Source organism: Bradyrhizobium sp. 1 (assembly GCF_023073315.1).
Lineage (GTDB): Bacteria > Pseudomonadota > Alphaproteobacteria > Rhizobiales > Xanthobacteraceae > Bradyrhizobium.
The window spans coordinates 467,713-484,808 of record NZ_JADPJH010000011.1 but is presented as its reverse complement, the minus strand read 5'-3'; the positions used below and the strand labels follow the sequence as shown (position 1 = coordinate 484,808).

Annotated in this window: 22 protein-coding genes; 12 read left to right on the top strand and 10 right to left on the bottom strand. The window is 63.8% G+C overall.

Annotation, left to right across the window (positions count from 1 at the left end):
- Positions 1-131: 131 nt before the first annotated feature.
- Positions 132-641 carry a DUF4142 domain-containing protein gene (locus IVB29_RS07630; protein WP_247502777.1) on the bottom strand — a complete coding sequence of 170 codons (510 nt, stop codon included), beginning with the start codon at positions 639-641 and terminating at the stop codon, positions 132-134.
- Between the two features lie 94 nt (positions 642-735).
- Here IVB29_RS07630 and IVB29_RS07625 point away from each other — a divergent pair, with 94 nt between their 5' ends.
- Together IVB29_RS07625 and IVB29_RS07620 are read left to right on the top strand one after the other, a co-directional pair.
- Positions 736-930 (top strand): hypothetical protein, encoded by a 195-nt coding sequence (locus IVB29_RS07625; protein ID WP_247502968.1) that lies wholly within the window; start codon positions 736-738, stop codon positions 928-930.
- 335 nt (positions 931-1,265) lie between these two features.
- Positions 1,266-1,481, top strand: coding sequence for a hypothetical protein (locus tag IVB29_RS07620; protein WP_247502776.1), 216 nt, complete (start codon positions 1,266-1,268; stop codon positions 1,479-1,481).
- A 140-nt stretch (positions 1,482-1,621) separates the two neighbouring features.
- Here IVB29_RS07620 and IVB29_RS07615 read toward each other — a convergent pair whose 3' ends face one another.
- Complete coding sequence (locus tag IVB29_RS07615; protein ID WP_247502775.1) at positions 1,622-1,864, bottom strand: hypothetical protein; 243 nt, start codon at positions 1,862-1,864, stop codon at positions 1,622-1,624.
- A 160-nt stretch (positions 1,865-2,024) separates the two neighbouring features.
- Here IVB29_RS07615 and IVB29_RS07610 point away from each other — a divergent pair, with 160 nt between their 5' ends.
- Positions 2,025-2,183 carry a hypothetical protein gene (locus tag IVB29_RS07610; protein ID WP_247502774.1) on the top strand — a complete coding sequence of 53 codons (159 nt, stop codon included), beginning with the start codon at positions 2,025-2,027 and terminating at the stop codon, positions 2,181-2,183.
- Between the two features lie 146 nt (positions 2,184-2,329).
- Here the strand turns inward: IVB29_RS07610 and IVB29_RS07605 are convergent, their stop codons facing one another.
- From IVB29_RS07605 to IVB29_RS07575, 7 genes are all read right to left on the bottom strand, one after another.
- Positions 2,330-2,815, bottom strand: a complete 486-nt coding sequence (locus IVB29_RS07605) for a hypothetical protein (protein ID WP_247502773.1) — start codon at positions 2,813-2,815, stop codon at positions 2,330-2,332.
- Positions 2,815-3,162: a DUF3147 family protein gene (locus IVB29_RS07600; RefSeq protein ID WP_247502772.1), complete on the bottom strand. Its 348-nt coding sequence runs from the start codon at positions 3,160-3,162 to the stop codon at positions 2,815-2,817. Before IVB29_RS07600 ends, IVB29_RS07605 begins: the two co-directional genes overlap by 1 nt.
- Positions 3,159-3,743, bottom strand: a complete 585-nt coding sequence (locus IVB29_RS07595; protein ID WP_247502771.1) for a phosphatase PAP2 family protein — start codon at positions 3,741-3,743, stop codon at positions 3,159-3,161. The genes IVB29_RS07600 and IVB29_RS07595 overlap by 4 nt, the downstream gene beginning before the upstream one ends.
- Before the next feature lie 80 nt (positions 3,744-3,823).
- On the bottom strand, positions 3,824-4,714 hold the full coding sequence (locus IVB29_RS07590) for an SDR family oxidoreductase (RefSeq protein WP_247502770.1): 891 nt from the start codon (positions 4,712-4,714) through the stop codon (positions 3,824-3,826).
- 219 nt (positions 4,715-4,933) lie between these two features.
- Positions 4,934-5,485 carry a DUF4142 domain-containing protein gene (locus tag IVB29_RS07585; RefSeq protein ID WP_247502769.1) on the bottom strand — a complete coding sequence of 184 codons (552 nt, stop codon included), beginning with the start codon at positions 5,483-5,485 and terminating at the stop codon, positions 4,934-4,936.
- Positions 5,486-5,571: 86 nt separating this feature from the next.
- Complete coding sequence (locus tag IVB29_RS07580; RefSeq protein ID WP_247502768.1) at positions 5,572-5,799, bottom strand: hypothetical protein; 228 nt, start codon at positions 5,797-5,799, stop codon at positions 5,572-5,574.
- 8 nt (positions 5,800-5,807) lie between these two features.
- Positions 5,808-7,595 (bottom strand): thiamine pyrophosphate-requiring protein, encoded by a 1,788-nt coding sequence (locus tag IVB29_RS07575; RefSeq protein ID WP_247502767.1) that lies wholly within the window; start codon positions 7,593-7,595, stop codon positions 5,808-5,810.
- 143 nt (positions 7,596-7,738) lie between these two features.
- Here IVB29_RS07575 and IVB29_RS07570 point away from each other — a divergent pair, with 143 nt between their 5' ends.
- The 4 genes from IVB29_RS07570 to IVB29_RS07555 all read left to right on the top strand — a co-directional run bounded on the left by IVB29_RS07570 (position 7,739) and on the right by IVB29_RS07555 (position 11,258).
- Positions 7,739-8,113: a PRC-barrel domain-containing protein gene (locus IVB29_RS07570; protein WP_247502766.1), complete on the top strand. Its 375-nt coding sequence runs from the start codon at positions 7,739-7,741 to the stop codon at positions 8,111-8,113.
- 23 nt (positions 8,114-8,136) lie between these two features.
- Complete coding sequence (locus IVB29_RS07565) at positions 8,137-8,295, top strand: hypothetical protein (protein ID WP_247502765.1); 159 nt, start codon at positions 8,137-8,139, stop codon at positions 8,293-8,295.
- 198 nt (positions 8,296-8,493) lie between these two features.
- Positions 8,494-9,648, top strand: a complete 1,155-nt coding sequence (locus IVB29_RS07560) for an HlyD family secretion protein (protein ID WP_247502764.1) — start codon at positions 8,494-8,496, stop codon at positions 9,646-9,648.
- Entirely contained in the window at positions 9,645-11,258 is a 1,614-nt protein-coding gene (locus IVB29_RS07555; protein ID WP_247502763.1) for a DHA2 family efflux MFS transporter permease subunit, read from the top strand. Before IVB29_RS07560 ends, IVB29_RS07555 begins: the two co-directional genes overlap by 4 nt.
- On the opposite strand, the gene IVB29_RS07550 is transcribed toward IVB29_RS07555, so the two are convergent.
- Positions 11,255-11,722, bottom strand: coding sequence for a helix-turn-helix domain-containing protein (locus IVB29_RS07550; protein ID WP_247502762.1), 468 nt, complete (start codon positions 11,720-11,722; stop codon positions 11,255-11,257). The genes IVB29_RS07555 and IVB29_RS07550 overlap by 4 nt on opposite strands.
- Positions 11,723-11,888: 166 nt before the next feature.
- Between IVB29_RS07550 and IVB29_RS07545 the strand changes: the two genes are divergently transcribed.
- The 5 genes from IVB29_RS07545 to IVB29_RS07525 all read left to right on the top strand — a co-directional run bounded on the left by IVB29_RS07545 (position 11,889) and on the right by IVB29_RS07525 (position 17,074).
- Positions 11,889-12,626 carry an SDR family oxidoreductase gene (locus IVB29_RS07545; RefSeq protein ID WP_247502761.1) on the top strand — a complete coding sequence of 246 codons (738 nt, stop codon included), beginning with the start codon at positions 11,889-11,891 and terminating at the stop codon, positions 12,624-12,626.
- 62 nt (positions 12,627-12,688) lie between these two features.
- Positions 12,689-13,690, top strand: coding sequence for a nitronate monooxygenase family protein (locus tag IVB29_RS07540; RefSeq protein ID WP_247502760.1), 1,002 nt, complete (start codon positions 12,689-12,691; stop codon positions 13,688-13,690).
- Positions 13,691-13,798: 108 nt separating this feature from the next.
- Positions 13,799-14,218, top strand: coding sequence for a hypothetical protein (locus IVB29_RS07535; protein ID WP_247502759.1), 420 nt, complete (start codon positions 13,799-13,801; stop codon positions 14,216-14,218).
- 316 nt (positions 14,219-14,534) lie between these two features.
- Positions 14,535-16,109, top strand: a complete 1,575-nt coding sequence (locus IVB29_RS07530) for an alkaline phosphatase D family protein (protein WP_247502758.1) — start codon at positions 14,535-14,537, stop codon at positions 16,107-16,109.
- A gap of 146 nt (positions 16,110-16,255) precedes the next feature.
- Positions 16,256-17,074, top strand: a complete 819-nt coding sequence (locus tag IVB29_RS07525) for an aldo/keto reductase (protein WP_247502757.1) — start codon at positions 16,256-16,258, stop codon at positions 17,072-17,074.
- Positions 17,075-17,096 lie beyond the last annotated feature (22 nt).

Genomic DNA, 17,096 nt, shown 5'->3' with positions numbered 1-17,096 from the left:
AAACGAGAATGGTTCCATCTGGTTCCAAAGAATTCTGGAACCCGATTTGCTGTTTTTTGCGGTCACATCCCGGGCTTGCCAATCGGGAGTGCAGGGGCCCTCGGGCGGCTGCCGGAAGACAAAACGGGGCGCTATTTGTCTGCCATCGTCCGCTCCGCATCTCCCACCTGCGCGCGCAGCACCGGCAGTTGCTCGCGGGCAAAAGTGGCAAGCGCAGCATTATCGGGCGCCTTCAAATAGAGTTCGAGCAGCGTGATGGCGGTTTCATATTCGGGAATTTGCGCGGCATAGAATGTCCGGACATAAGCGGGTCCGTCCGAATCGTCGGGTTCCGTGAGGCTTGCGCTCGCTGCGGTCTTGCCGACGCGCGGTTCGGCGCCGATCGCCTCCTGAATGTCCTTCAAGGCCTTGTCGCGTTTCGCCGCCTCCTCGGCGCGCAAGGCGGCGAGGTTCTGCACTTCCGCATTGCCCTTGAGATCGGTGCTCTCCAGGAGCCCCTGTTGAAAACGACTGAACGCGTAGAGACCGCTGATGACGTCGGTGGCCGTCGGCGCCCGGTCGCCCGGCCTCCGCTCGCCGGTGCTGTCGGCAAGCGCTGCGCTGCTGACGAACATCAGGATGATCGCGACAAGAACTCGCATCGATATCAATGACCGATGGGGCGCGAAGTTCCCTGAACGTTACGATCCGTTAAGGGCGGTTGCGATGCGAGAGTTCCGTACCCACGTCTCATCCATGAAACAGTCTGACATCTTCAGGAATAACGCCGACAACTGCCTGCAACTCGCCGAACGCGCGGAAGGGAAACCCGCCAACAAGCGCTATTCGCGCATGGCGGATGCTTGGAACGCATTGGCGACCGAGCAGGACTGGCTGGACGGTGAAATTCCGCCCGTCAAGGTCCGCGTCCTCCAAATGCAGGATGCGTGAGCACCGCCGGTTTCGTCAATCTGCGTGTGAGACCGCTCACGGAATGTGAGCGATTAATCGGGAATCATCGAGGAATAGTCGGTCGCGTTGATTCTCGTTTCCAGAAGGAGGTTTTGCGATGGCTCCACGTCTTGCACTTCTCTCACTCATCCTTGCCTTCGGCGTCTCGGTCGCTTTCGCGACGGCGACCACGGTCCGGCAAGTGCATCAGGAAAATGCGGCGGCCGCGACACACGCGACGCATAGCTAGCGCTGCGTGAGCCTCGCGCGCGCTGGAACATTCGTTGTGCCAGCGCGTAACCGCTTCACGGCATCAAACGAGGCGAGAGGACATCATGGCGCATTCCGACCACGGCATCGTCAAGGACAAGCGCGGAGAGGAGCAGCCGCGCGACAAGCAGCGTGCGCAGACCGTGCACAAGACCAATACAACCAATACAAAAGGCTCGCCATCGCGTGAGGCGACGCGGGATCCCAAACTCAACGACAACACCAAGACGCCGGGCTCCGGCGTGATGCCGGACGATTCCGGCGATGCGCCGACCGGTTAATTTGAGGAACGAATCCTCGCGCGAAGAGTCGAAAGATTGCTTCCGGTTATCATGCCCCCGGTGAGCCGGAAGTAATCTCCAAGGACGGCCCTGGCACCCACCGTGCCGGGGTCGTTTTGTTTTATGAGACGGCTTTTAGGTTAGCCTTCAGGATCGCCCTGGGTATGTCCGTCGGGTCCGCGGCCGAATACCCCGAAGCTGCTCGACTTGATGCCCGTCGTCGCATCGACGCCCGCGGCGGCCAGGCCAAACTTGAGCAACTCGCGGACGGCCGCGGCCCGCGTTCGCATGCGGTGTTTGAACCGGAAATCGTCAACTGCGGTCAGCTCTTCTGGGGAGAGCATGACCTGAAGGCGCTCGGCGCCGTTCGGCGCGAAGGTCATTCAGGTCGATCACGCAAAGTGAGTAAGTTGCTAAACTTGACGTGAGTTCCACAGGAGTCCAAAAAAAGTCGATCTGGCAATATAGTCGATAAAAATCAATGGATTACGACTTAGAAACGATTCTCGGGGAAACGCATTTTAAGGGAAAGGGAGATGGGTCATGACAGACGAAGTCAGGTTACCCCGCAAGCTTTCCGACGAGCCCGAGCCGCCCAAGCCGGTGCGTCCGAGCCACCAGAAGGTGATCGAGCAAGTCGAGCGCTGGGCCAACAGCCCAGGCCTGCAACCACCGAGGACGGATGATGCGAAGACGGTCTGAACCACACACCTTCGGACAGCGCCTTGACGCGCAGAGGCAGCGTCTGCAGCGCGAACTGGCGAGCTTGCCGGAAGGCAGTCAACGGGACGCCGTCGGCGTGCGCCTTGCAGCTTCATGCCGCAGCCGAGGTGTATGATTTCCTGATGCTACGAGGAGAATCCGTGGCCTTGCGCCGATCGCGCTCGGCTGCCGGGCTGCGGATGGCGACGGGGATTCCTGAGCTTCCGCCTGAGCCACCACGCCGACACCGAGACGGCGGTCCATACCAGAATGGCGGCGGCGAGCGCGCCCACCGTATGTGTTGAACTCAGGGCGTAAAACGTAGCGGCGAACGCAGCCAGGCCAATGCTTCCTAGGCCGGCTCCCGCAGCATCGAGCGCTGCAGCCTGCTGTCCGCGTCTCCTCCCGCTGAGGCCAGCCTTTTCCTTGCGGCGCCGCTCGTGGCTTTCGATCAGCGTCGCGCTGGCGCAGAAGATGGCGGGAAGTGCGAGGAAGAGCCCGCCGACGGAGACGCCGAAGCGTGCGCCAACGATCCCCGTGAAAACCGTTGCGAGGCCCCCGAGCAGGAAGCGGACGCCGTATTCGTACCAGCGCGTCTGCTTGAGCGCCGAAGATGACAACTTGACCAGCATCAGGCGGCACCTCCAAGGCCCGCGAGCAGGCCGAAGGCGACCGCAAGCCATACGGCAAAAGCGACCATGGTGGCGGTCAGCGCCGCGAGCCGAAACCTCATCAGGAGATGGCAGGCCGTGACGCTGTAGCAGGCGAGAGCAATCGCACCGTAGATCATGGTCCAGCTTTCGGCTGCGGCATATTGCGGGCCGTGCTGAACGACCGCGATTCCGAGCGTGGCGAGTGCGACCGATGGCGCGGCCCCGAACAGGCCGCCAAAACTCTTCGGCTTGAGCATGTCGCCGAGGATCGCGAAAGCGGACACGATCAAGCCCCCTATGATGAAGCGCAGGATATATTCGGTCATCGCCGGGCTCGTGGCTTGGACGATCGGCGGTTGGGTCTCGTTAGGGTCAACGGCCTCAGCATGCGCTCGACGACGACGCCGAGAGTGAAGCCCGCGACGACGTCGCTCGCCCAGTGCGCGAGCAGCGCGATACGCGAGAGCGACAGGGCTGTGGCTGTGGCACGGAGGAGACGACGTGGGACTGGAGGCAGCAGGCCGGCAGCCGAAGCCAGAGCGCCCATATGCACGGCGTGGCCGGACGGGAAGGCGTCGCGCGGCTGTCCTGAGAACGGGATGCCGCGCCAATGGCCTTGCAGTGTCAGCCGGTCCGGCCTGAGCTGGTCGAATGCGGATTTCAGGATGTGCGGCAGCACCGCCGTCGCAACCGACACGGCCAGAATGTGATTGGCTGCACGGCGCTCTTCGGCAGGTCGGATACGGGCATAAAGCCAGCCGGCCGCGGCGAGAGCAAGGAGCACATGCTCGTCCGCGCCCCAGGTCAACGCTTGCGCGGTCTGCTCGAGCTCCGAGTTGGTATGATCCGCGATCTCGTTCGCGATGGCGATATCGATCCGCGTTGGTTTGACGGTTGCGAGCGTCATCAGTCCACGGCTGCTAAAAAGATCTCCATGACAGTTTTGTAACGGCCGTGGCTTGATGATTGTTCCTGCGTGCTGCAGCTCTACGGGTGCCCAGCGCCGCCCGAGGAGCCGTACACCTGTCCGGTCGCATAGCTCGCGTCGGCCGCGGCCAGCTGCACGTAGATCGAGGCCAGCTCGACCGGCTGACCGGGACGGCCGAGCGGCGTCATTCCGCCGAATTTTTCCAGCTTTTCCATCGTGGCGCCGCCGGAGACCTGGAGCGGCGTCCAGATCGGTCCGGGAGCGACGCCGTTGACGCGGATGCCCTTGGACGCGAGCTGCTTGGCCAGCGACTTCACGTAGTTCATCGTCGCGGCCTTGGTCTGTGCGTAGTCGTAGAGATCCGGCGAAGGGTCGTAAGCCTGCTCGGAAGTCGTGCCGATGATGCAAGAACCCGGCTTGAGATGCGGAAGCGCCGCCTTGATGATCCAGAACGGCGCGTAGATATTCGTCTTCATGGTTGCGTCGAAGTCTTCCGAAGAAACGTCCAGGACCGAAGCTCGCGTCTGCTGCCGGGCTGCGTTGTTGACGATGATGTCGAGGCCGCCGAGGCCTTGCACCGCCTGCTCGACCAGTTTCTTGCAGAAGGCTTCATCCCTGAGGTCGCCGGGAACGGCGAGGCCGGTGCGGCCTTCCTTCTTGATCAGCGCGATCACCTCCTGCGCGTCGGGCTCTTCCGCCGGCAGATAGTTGATTGCGACGTCGGCGCCTTCGCGCGCATAGGCGATTGCGGCGGCACGGCCCATGCCGGAATCGCCGCCGGTGATCAGTGCCTTGCGGCCGGCGAGGCGGCCGGAGCCCTTGTAGCTGGTCTCGCCATGGTCCGGCCGCGGCTCCATCTTGCCGGCGAGGCCCGGCCAGGGCTGCGACTGCTTCTGGAACGGTGGCTTCGGATAGCGGGTCACGGGATCGACCAGTTTCTGCTCGGCCATGGACGAGTCTCCTTTCGCTGTCGTAGAGGCAACCGAAGCTGCCGCGAGCGTTGCGCTCGCGGCGTGGACGACGTGCCGGCGAGTGAGCGAGGTCTTGTCTTGCTGGGTCATGAGGGTCTCCGCGCTTTTGCGACCTCAATGCGCGGAGCCAGGCATCGTTGCAAAACGAGAGGACGCCGGCAGGCCGGCGTCCTCAAAGGATGTTTACTCGAACGACGTTTATTTGGATTGTCCGACGCTCGGGGCCTTGCCGAGTTCCTTGGCCATGTCGAGATGGTGCTTCAGCGCCGGCAGCGTCTTGCCGGCCCAGTCCTTCAGCGCGGAATTGTCGCCACCCTTGGAATAGCGCTCGAACAGCGAGACCGCGTCCTCATGGGCACTGACCTGGTATGAGTTGTAGTCCGAACTGAAGTCCTTGTCGTTCGCGCTCTTGAGCTTGTCGAGCTTGCTCTGGTGCGAGCTGTCGAGAGCGGTCGGCAGGGTCGCTTGCACCTTGCCGCCGCTGACAAGGCCCTTCAGTTCGCTGCTGGTCTTGGTGTGGTCGGTCACCATCTGCTGCGCGAAAGTCTTTTCCTGCGCGTTGCCCTTCTGCTCCGCGAGCTTGCTCGATTCGATCTCGAACATGTCGCTGATGGCCACCTCCTTGACGAAGTCGGCGGTTGCGGGCGCGACGCCGAGCGCCGAATTGACGCCGGTCTTCTCGCCAAGCGACTGCGAGAGCGCGGGGCCCGCCAGGAGTACGCAGGCGGCTGCGATGATCGTACGTTTCATGGTTCGTCCCTCCGAATGGGTGCGCAGCCCTTTGCTGCGCGATGTTGCGCCGACCAACACGCTGCAGCGGGCGGAGTTCCTAACGGTTAGTCCGCGGGATGTCGGCCGGTGCGCGGATTGATGGGATCGGTCGGCTTGCGCCGAAGCCGTTCTGGCAGAAACGGCTCGGTCGGCACCGCGGTCGCCTCGGCACGGACGTCGGCGTGACGTTGCGCCCGCTCGTGTGGCGTCCGCTTGTCATTGATCTGCCGTTTCACGTCGAGGCCATCGACCGGATCATTGACGCCATGCTGGATATCGCGAAAATCGCTCATGCTCGACCTCATTCCTTGCCCGGCAGGATCGTTTCCAGAACCTGCCGTGCCGCTCCCTTGATCACGCTGCTCTCGTTCGGGTCGCCCTTCATCAGGGCGAGCGAGAAGTTCTTCGCCTGCTGCAGGGTGATGTGCGGTGGCAGCGGCGGCACCTCGGGGTCGGTCTTCACCTCCAGCACGACGGGCGTCTCGCTCGCCAGCGCCTGCTCCCATGCCGAGCCGAGCAGTTCCGGACTGTCGACGAAGATGCCGCGCAGGCCGATCATCTCGGCGAAGCGAGAGTAGGGTACGTCGGGAATGCGCTGCGAGGCCTCGAACTTGGGATCGCCGTTGATGACGCGCTGCTCCCAGGTGACCTGGTTGAGATCCTCGTTGTTGAAGACGCAGACGATGAACCGCGGATCGCGCCAGGCGCGCCAGTATTTCGCGGCCGTGATCAGCTCGGCCATGTTGTTCATCTGCATGGCACCGTCACCGACCAATGCGATCACCGGCCGGTCCGGATGGGCGTATTTCGCCGCGAGCGCGTAAGGCACAGCGGCGCCCATCGAGGCGAGACCGCCTGAGAGCGACGCCGTCATCCCGCGCCGCATCTTGAGATCGCGCGCGAACCAGTTGGCGCAGGAGCCGGAATCGCTGGTGATGATGGCGCGGTCCGGCAATCGCGGGGACAATTCCCGGGCGACGAGTTGCGGATTGACGGGTGCGGCCGGCTGATGCGCGCGGTCGTCCAGCGTCTTCCACCATTTTGCGACGTCGTCTTCGATGCCCTTGCGCCAGGCGCCGTCGGTCCTGGCTGCGAGCCGTGGCAGCAGCGCACGCAGCGTCTCGGCGGCGTCGCCGACGAGGCCGACCTCCATGGGAAAGCGGATCGACATCATGCTGGCGTCGATGTCGATCTGCACGCCGCGCGCGGCGCCTTCCTTCGGCAGAAATTCGGCATAGGGGAAGGCTGAGCCGACCATCAGCAGCGTGTCGCATTCCATCATCATGTTGTAGCTCGGTTCGGTGCCGAGCAGGCCGATCGAGCCGGTGACCCAAGGCAAATCGTCCGGCAGCGCGGCCTTGCCGAGCAGCGCCTTGGCGCAGCCGGCCGACAGCCGGTCGGCAACCGCGATCACCTCGTCGGTGGCGTGGAGCGCACCCGCGCCAATGAGCATCGCGACCTTCTTGCCGGCATTGAGCACCTCTGCAGCGCGGTCAAGCTCGGTCTCGCGCGGCATGATGCGCGGGGCACTGTAGCCGACGCCGGAATGCAGCGTGCCGTGCGCGCGGGGCGGGTCTTCGTAGGGCTCCTCCTGGAGATCATTGGGCAGAATGATCGCCGTCGGGATCCGCCGGGCCAGCGCGGTCCGCACCGATCGATCGATAAGGTGGCGAACCTGCGCGGGCGAGGACGCCTGCATCACGTAGGCTCCGGCGACGTCCTTGAACATCGAGACCAGATCGAGTTCCTGCTGGTAGTTCCCGCCGAGCGCATTGCGCGATTGCTGGCCGACGATCGCGAGCACCGGCTGATGATCCAGCAGCGCATCGTAGAGGCCGGTAATGAGATGCGAGGCGCCGGGGCCGGAAGTCGCGATGCAGACACCGAGCTGGCCGGAGAACTTCGCATAAGCGCTGGCCATGAACGCCGCCATCTCCTCGTGCCGCGCCTGCACGAAGCCGATCTTGCCGTCAGCTCGTTGAAGCGCGCCGAACACGCCGTTGATGCCGTCCCCGGGATATCCGAAAATGTGGCGCACACCCCATTGATGCAGACGCTGGACGATGAAGTCGGAGACGGTCTGGGACATCGCGGGCGGCTCCTGGTTCTGCAGGCTTGAAGTTCAGAGAACAGCCTGTTTCCCACGATGTTCCTGACGAGTTGCGGAGCGCGTTTTGGAACGATCATCTCTTCGTCCGGTTGATCCATGCGTCGGCTGAGTGGAGGCTCGAGATGTTGAATCAAGGTGAACTGGATCGAAGCGAAACGGGCCGCTTGATCGGCAGTGACAAGGTCGAGGGAACGTCGGTCTATGGCGCCGATCGCAACAAGATCGGCTCGATCGAACGCGTGATGATCGACAAGGTCAGCGGCAAGGTGTCCTACGCCGTGCTCGGTTTCGGCGGTTTCATGGGCCTCGGCAACGAGCACTATCCGCTGCCCTGGCAGTCGCTGAAGTACGACACCGAGCTTGGCGGGTATGTCACCGGCATCACCGCCAGGGAACTGGAAGGCGCGCCGAAATACGGCGAACGCAGCGATTGGAACTGGGGTGATGAGGCCGCAGTGCGCGGCATCAACTCCTATTACGGTGTCCCCTTCGCATAGGAAATTCACGGAAAGGGAGTTCGATGAGCAAGGAACGATCCAGCGACGATCCCCGGCAACAGACCGACTGGGGTTCGCACAAACAGACGGACACACCTTGGAAGGGCACGCCGGAGAAAGAGCAGGGATCGGGCGAGGTGAAGCCCGATCTCGAGAAATGGCAGGCGACGAAGACGCACTGACGCCGGTGCGTCTCCCATGAAGGACATTGAGGCAAGCGCGGCAGCCGGTGCCGCGCTTGCTTTTTGGGCACCGCGTTCACGAATGATGATGGTGCTCGCATGAAGCGGAACCATGGCCCGGTGCTGTAGTTGGGCTCGCGGCGCGTGAGCCGGCTTGGCCGCCCTGCCGCCAGTTTAATCCCGAGAAAGGTGTTCAGCGTGGATGCTCAGACACGGGAGCGTGAGCCGTCCGCGGAGCAGCCGCAGAGGGCGGAGGAAGCTCCGACGACCGTTCCCGATCAGGCCCGCGACACCAGGGACCAGAAGCCGGCGAAGACGCCATCGCTACGCGAACGGCTTCGCCAGCATTGGCTGTTGGCAAGCGTTGGCGCGATCGTTCTACTCGCTGCTCTGATTGGCGGACTGTTGTACTGGCTCCAGGTCCGCCATTACGAATCCACCGACGATGCCTTCGTCGCGGCGCGCAGCTTTTCCGTGGCTTCGAAGGTCGGCGGTTACGTGACCGATATCCCGGTCACCGACAACCAGCACGTCAATGCCGGTGATCTCATCGCCAAGATCGACGAGCGCGACTACCGTATCGCTGTCGATCAGGCCGCTGCTCAGGTCGCGGTCTCGAAGGCCAACATCGCCAATGTCGAGGCGCAGATCGTTTCCCAGCAGGAGCAGATAAAGCAGGCCCAGGCGCAGTTCGAACAGGCGCAGGCACAGCTTCAGTTCTCGCAGGAGGAATTCGCACGCGCTCAGGACCTGGTCGAGAAGGGCGCCGGCACCGTGCAGCGGCAGCAGCAGACCCGCTCCGATCTCCAGGCGCAGCAGGCCAACACAGAGCGTGCCAAGACGGCGGTGACGGCCGCGCAAGTCGGCATCAAGACGCTGCAGGCCCAGCTCGAAGGCGCCAAGGCGCAGCTCGATCAATCGCAATCGCAGCTCGATCAGGCGAACCTGAACCTGCAATATGCCAGCGTCGTCGCGGCTCAGTCCGGCCGTGTCGTCAAGCTCTCGGGTGCCAAAGGAACCTTCGTCACGGCAGGACAGAGCCTGATGATGTTCGTGCCGGACGAGGTCTGGATCGTCGCCAATTACAAGGAGACCCAGCTCAACGACATGCGTCCGGGCCAGCCGGTCGAGATCCGCATCGATGCCTATCCCGGTCGCAAGCTGACAGGACATGTCGATTCCGTGCAGCCGGGCTCAGGCACCGCGTTCAGCCTGCTGCCGGCGGAGAATGCCACCGGCAACTACGTCAAGGTGGTGCAGCGCGTGCCGGTGAAGATCGTCGTCGACAACTGGCCGGCCGATCTGCCGGTCGGTCCTGGCATGTCGGTCGTGCCCTGGACCAGGGTGCGATGACGGACGCCGCGCAAGGCAGCGCGGGAGGATGGTCGCCGGAGCGCTCGGCGGCCGGCGGGCACAATCCCTATCTGATTGCGTTCGTGGTCTCGATCGCGACCTTCATGGAGGTGCTCGACACCACGATCGCCAATGTCGCGTTGCGCCACATCGCCGGCGGGCTGGCGGTCGGCATCGACGAGAGCACCTACGTCATCACCAGCTATCTCGTCGCCAACGCCATCGTGCTGTCGATCTCGGGCTGGCTCTCGACCGTGATCGGCCGCAAGCGCTTCTACATGATCTGCGTCGCGACCTTCACGGTCTCCTCGCTGCTGTGCGGGTTCGCCTGGAATCTGCAGTCGCTGGTGCTGTTCCGCATCCTGCAAGGTCTCGGCGGCGGCGGCATGGCGACCAGCGAGCAGGCGATCTTGGCGGACTCCTTTCCCCCGGAGAAGCGGGGGCAGGCCTTCGCTATCTATGGCGTTGCCGTCGTGGTGGCGCCCGTGATCGGCCCGACGCTTGGCGGCTGGATCACCGATACCTACACCTGGCACTGGGTGTTCCTCATCAACGTGCCCATGGGATTGCTCTCGCTGTTCCTGGTCGGCACGCTGGTCAAGGAGCCGTCCGGCGCGGAGGAGGAAAGGGAGAAGCTGCTGAGCAAAGGCCTGCGCGTCGACTACATCGGCTTCCTGCTGGTTGCGGTCGGGCTCGGCTCGCTCGAATACGTTCTCGACGAAGGCCAGCGCAACGACTGGTTCGGTTCGAGCATGATCGTGTTCTTCGCGGTGCTCGCGGCCGTCTCGCTGCTCGCGCTGATCCCGTGGGAGCTGACCCGCGAGGATCCCATCATTGATCTTCGTTTGCTCGGTCGCCGCCAGTTCGGCGCCTGTTTCCTGGTCATGCTCGGCACCGGCGCGGTGCTGATCTCAACGACGCAGCTCCTGCCACAGCTGCTCCAGACCGAGCTGAACTACACGGCGATGCTGGCCGGTCTCGCCTTGTCGCCCGGAGGCATTGCGACACTCGTGCTCATGCCGGTGGTCGGCCGCCTCGTCAGTACGGTGCAGCCGAAATATCTCATCATGTTCGGGGCCGCTGCGGTCGCATTCTCGATGTGGCATCTCACCGGACTGACCGGCGACATTACCTACGGCTACGCGGCGCTGTCGCGCATCTTCCTGGCGATCGGTTTGCCCTTCCTGTTCCTGCCGGTGACGACGGCGTCGTATGACGGCGTGCCCCCGGACAAGACCAACCAGGCGTCCGCGCTGATCAATGTCGCTCGTAATATCGGCGGCTCGATGGGCGTCGCACTGGCGCAGACGGTATTGGCGCAGCGTCAGCAATTCCATCAGAGCAGGCTGATCGAGCACGCCGCGCCATCCGACCTCGGCTATCAGCAGACCATCGACGAGATGACGCGCTACTTCCAGGCGCAGGGCTCGAATGCGAGCGACGCTGCGTCACAGGCGCTCGCCTGGGTTGGCCGCACCCTGCAGCAGCAAGTCGATTTCCTCGCCTATATCGACGTGTTCTGGACGCTTGCGATCGTCGCGGTGCTGATGATCCCGACGGCGGCGGTGCTGCGGCCGATCAATCTCGGCGCGCCGGCGCGGGGGCATTAAAGCCCGGTCATCTCCTTCCGCCCCGGCCCCGCGTGCACATGCACCTGCTTCGCATGCAGCGTCTCGCCGCATTCCGAGCACACCATCACCGGATCGAACTGCTTGCCGCAAGTTTTGTGCTCGTGCAGCAGCGGGCGGCCGCGCTCGTCGCCCATGTGGGTGTCGCCCCAATGCACCATCGCCATGATGATCGGGTAGAGGTCGAGGCCCTTCTGCGTCAGGATGTATTCATAACGCTTGGGCGCCTCGGAATAGGGAACGCGGCGCAGGATGCCGAAGCGGACCAGCTTCTTCAGTCGCTCTGACAACAGATGCCGCGTGATCTGGAGCGAGGACTGGAATCCTTCAAATCGCCGCACGCGCAAAAAGCATTCACGCAGGATCAGAAGCGTCCAGCGATCGCCGACCACGGCCACCGTACGGGAGAGCGAGCAGGGCTCTTCGTCCAGCGTGTCCCATTTCATGATCCGGTCTCCGGCAACGGCTTGGTCAGTCAGAAAAAGGAACTGACTTGAATGGTCAGTGATATTTGTAATGAAGGCTAGCATTCAGCTCCATAATTTGACAGTTCTATTTTAGAACTATAGCTTCCGCCTCAATCACACACTGCTCTCACCAGAGGAGGCGACCTTGCCCAAGCGAAACGCGACAGCCGCCGTCATCGGGGCCGGCGATTTCATCGGCTCCGAGATCGCCAGGAAATTCGCCGCTGAGGGATTCACGATTTTCGCCGGCCGTCGCAACGGTGACAAGCTGGCGCCGCTGGTGAAGGACATCGAGGCTGCCGGCGGTGAGATCCACGCGCGTTCGCTCGATGCACGCAAGGAAGAGGAAGTCACGGCCTTCCTCAACGACGCCGACAAGCATGCCCCGCTGGAGGTCTGCATCTTCAACGTCGGCGCCAACGTCAATTTCCCGATCCTCGACACCACCGAGCGCGTCTTCCGCAAAGTCTGGGAGATGGCGTGCTACTCCGGCTTCCTCGCGGGCCGCGAAGCGGCGCGGCTGATGCTGGCACGTGGGGGCGGCAAGATCTTCTTCACCGGCGCGACCGCATCTTTGCGCGGCGGCAGTGGTTTTGCCGCGTTTGCCAGCGCCAAGTTCGGCTTGCGCGCCGTGGCGCAGGCGATGGCGCGCGAGCTTGGGCCGAAGAACATCCACGTCGCCCATCTCATCATCGATTCCGGCGTCGACACCGAATGGGTGCGGCAGCGACGGCTCGAAGCGCTCGGGCCGAACGCGCTGGACAATCCCGATCTGCTGATGCCGCCGTCGGCGGTGGCCGACTCCTATTGGCAGCTCTATCAGCAGCCCAAGAGTGCCTGGACCTTCGAGATGGAGATCCGCCCATTCGGCGAGAAATGGTGACCGCGGCACGAGACTGCGGCTAGACTGAAGCCAGCCCAAACAAAATTCCGGGAGGTATCTAAGTGAAGACCGCGATCACCGAGTTGTTCGGCATCGAGCATCCCATCATCCAGGGCGGCATGCATTTCGTCGGCTTTGCCGAGCTGGCGGCCGCCGTCTCCAATGCCGGCGGGCTCGGCATCATCACCGGTCTCACGCAGAAGACACCGGAGCTGCTGGCGAAAGAGATCGCGCGCTGCCGCGACATGACCGACAAGCCGTTCGGCGTGAATCTCACCTTCCTGCCGACCTTCGCCGCGCCGCCTTATCCGGAATATATCGCGGCTATCGTCGAGGGCGGCGTCAAGTCGGTAGAGACCGCGGGCCGCAGCCCGGAAGCCTACATGCCGGCGCTGAAGGCCGCCGGTATCAAGGTCATCCACAAATGCACCTCGGTGCGTCATTCGCTGAAGGCCGAGCGGATCGGCTGCGACGCCGTCAGCGTCGACGGTTTCGAGTGCGGCGGTCATCCCGGCGAGGACGACATTCCGAACATGATCCTGCTGCCGCGCGCGGCGGAGGAATTGAAGATCCCGTTCGTGGCCTCCGGCGGCATGGCCGATGGGCGTAGCCTCGTAGCAGCCCTGTCGCTGGGCGCGGCCGGCATGAACATGGGCACGCGCTTCATCGCCACCAAGGAAGCACCTGTCCATCAGAACGTGAAGAACGCGCTGGTCGCCGCGACCGAGCTCGACACGCGGCTGATCATGCGGGCGCTCCGCAATACCGAGCGCGTGCTGAAGAATTCCAATGTCGATCGCCTGCTCGAGATCGAGCGCGAGAAGGGCGCCAAGCTCACCATCGACGACATCCACGACCAGGTCGCGGGCGTCTATCCCAAGGTGATGCTCGACGGCCAGATGGACGCGGGCGCCTGGAGCTGCGGCATGGTCGCAGGGCTCATTCACGACATCCCCACCTGCAAGGAACTCGTGGATCGCATCATGGGCGAGGCGGAACAAATCATCCGCAGCCGCCTGATGGGGTTCCTGGAAGGAACGGCGATGGCGAAAAAGGTCGCCTGACACCGCCAAACTTCTTAACCACGGCGGCACTTGACCGCTGGAATTACCCGCGACGCCTCCTAAATAGAGGTAAATTACCTCTCAAATCATCAATTTCAGGAGGCGTCCGTGGTCCTGAAGAGCGTTCATTTTGCAGTTGCAATTGCCCTCGTGCTCGCAGGGGGCGGCATCGCGCGCGCTGACGACTACAAGCCCAGTGAGTATTTCGGTCTCGATCTCTCCAAGGCCGTGCTGTCGCCGAAGCGGCTCGGGCCCGAGACGCAATTCGCGCCGGTCGCGTTAGAGGCGAAGGGCGGCAACGAGGCGCAGGCGCGCGCCGAGCCGGTCGACGTGCCGAAGAAGGTTGTCGCCAAGCGCGTGCGCGTGGCCGAGCCGAAGGTCGCGCATGCGAACCGCGCCCAGCCGCGCGGTGCCGCGCGTACCAAGCTCGCGCATCGCCGCAGCAATCCGCTCGATGCACAGGCGATGGATACCCGCATCCAGACCTGGCCGTGCCGCTCCGGGGGCATCTGCAACTGGAAGCATTAGGCGCGGCGCTGCTGCTCCTTCACCTCGCCCCGCTTGCGGGAGAGGTCGGATTGCATCGAAGATGCAATCCGGGTGAGGGGGAGTCTCCGCGAGTCCAGCTCTCACCGTGATCGCGGATAGAGGCCCCTCACCCCAGCCCTCTCAGCGCGAGCGAAGCTCGTCGTGGCCCCGTAAGAACGGGGCGAGGGAGCGGATCGCCGCACGCCCTAACCGTCATCCCCACGTCGCAAAACCGTAAGCGTGGGGTCAAGAAACCGTAAGCCGGGAGTCAAACGGCGCAGGCACCTTCCGTCGCGATTCGACGAAGGTTTCCTGAATGGCATCGCTCCGCGCCTCGCGCGCATGGACCCGGCGGCAATTCCTGGTCCGCTCCACGTCCAGTCTCGCCGTCGCCTCGCTCGGCACGCTCGCAACACCGTATATCAGCCGCGCCGCTGACCGTCCGCAGATCGCCGGCGGCATCCAGTCCGGCGATGTCTCCGAAGGCTCCGCCGTGGTCTGGGCGCGCGCCGACCGGCCCGCGCGCATGCAGGTGGAATACTCGACCGTCGAAAGCTTCAAGACCATCATTGCGTCGGCTTCCCGCGATGCGCGGCCAGATGCCGACTTCACCGCGAAGCTGTTGCTGAACGATCTGCCGCCCGGGCAGGACATCTTCTATCGCGTTCGGTTCGACGACGTCGCGACCGGCGTTACCGGCGAAAGCCGCGTGGGCCATTTCCGCAGCGCGCCGGCCGCCGGCCGGTCGGTCTCTTTCGTGTGGTCCGGCGACGTCGCCGGGCAGGGCTGGGGCATCGACATCGCGCGTGGCGGTTATCGTAGCTATCGCACCATGCGCGACAACCGCCCGGATTTCTTCATCCATTCCGGCGATCATATCTACGCCGATTGCACGATTCCTTCCGAACAGAAGCTGCCGAACGGTGAGACCTGGCGCAATCTGGTGACCGAGGAGAAAGCCGAGGTCGCGCACACGCTGGCGCAGTTCCGCGGCAACTATAAATACAACCATCTCGACGAGCATTTTCGCGCCTTCCACGCGGACGTCCCGATGTTCGCGCAATGGGACGACCACGAGGTCACCAACGACTGGTCGCCGACCGGCAGCTTTGACGAGGCCGGCTATGAGGACGACGGCACGCCGCGCCTGGTTGCGCGCGCCCGCCGCGCCTTCTTCGACTTCATGCCGATCCGCGACATCGGCGCGCGGCAAGGCCGGGTCTATCGCAAGATCGCCTACGGCCCGCTGCTCGATGTCTTCATGATCGACATGCGCAGTTTTCGCGACGACAGCTGGAATAGGGGCGACGACCATCGCGGCTGGATTCTTGGCGCCGAGCAGCTCGCCTGGCTGAAGCGGGAGCTTGCGGCGTCGCGCGCGACCTGGAAGGTGATCGCGGCCGACCTGCCGATCGGCCTGGTCAGCATGGACGCCGTCGCGCTCGGCAATGGGGCGCCCGACCGGCGTGAGCACGAGATCGCCGATTTGCTTGGGTCCATCAAGCGCGCGGGCGTGCGCAACATCGTCTGGCTCACCGCCGACATGCATTACACCGCCGCGCACTATTACGATCCGAACAAAGCGCAGTTTCAGGACTTCGAACCGTTCTGGGAGTTCGTCTCCGGGCCCCTGCATGCCGGCACCTGGGGGCCGGGCGAGCTCGACAATACCTTTGGCCCCGTCGCGATGTACCAGAACGGGTGCAGCGAGGCGCAGGGCGAGAACCTGGCACCGTGCTTCGGCCTGCAGTTCTTCGGCCGCGTCGACGTCGACGGCACCAGCGGCGTCATGACCGTGACCTTGAAGGACGTCGACAACCGCGACCTCTGGTCGGTCGACATCGTGCCGCAGCCGCAAGCCCGCCCGGCCGTGGTCGCGCAGCATTCTTGAGGGGCCTAACCCGATCTTGATTGGCCGCCGCGCCCCTCCCGCGCTATAGTGCCGGTTCCCGCCACCTCTTTTCCATCACCGAAAAGTCTGCCCACGCGGCGTCGCCGCGCGCATCCGGCGGGATGAATTACGTCAGGAGCCTTTTCATGGACAATCTCAAGACACAGGGCATCAGCATGCCCAAGCTCGGCCTCGGCACCTTCCGCATGCAGGGCGATGCCTGCCGCGCAGCGGTCGAGAGCGCGCTGTCGATCGGCTATCGCCACATCGACACCGCCGAGATGTACGCCAACGAGGAAGCGATCGGCGCCGCGCTCGCCGTCGCCCGCGTGCCCCGCGGCGAGCTGCATGTTACGACAAAGGTCTGGCACGAGAATCTGGCGCCGGATGCGATCCGCCGTGCTTTCGACGCCAGCCTGAGCAAGCTCCGGCTCGACCATGTCGATCTCTATCTCGTGCATTGGCCATCGAAGTCGGCGAACTGGGGCGCGGTGTTCGAGACCCTGATGAAGCTGAAGGAGGAGGGGCGCACGCGGGCGATCGGCGTTGCCAATTTCACCACGGCGCTGCTCAAGATCGCGGTCGAGGACATCAAGGCGCCGATCGCCTGCAACCAGATCGAATACCACTCGATGCTCGATCAATCGAAGGTGCTGGCCTATCTCCAGGCCAAGTCGATCCCGCTGGTCGCCTACTGCCCGCTCGCGCAGGGACGCGTCGCGTCGGATCCGGTGCTGGCGGAAATCGGGGCCAAGCACAATGCCACCGCCGCGCAGGTCGCGTTGAAATGGCTGCTCGACCAGGACGGTGTCGCTGCAATTCCCAAGGCCTCGCGCCGCGAGAGTCAGCAGGCCAATCTCGACGCGCTGAAGATCACGCTCGACGAGGCCGACCGCAACAAGATCGCGGCGCTGCCCAAGGACAGACGCTGCGTCAATCCCGGCTTCGCGCCGGCGTGGGATTAGTCAGCTTCCACCCTCTCCCCTT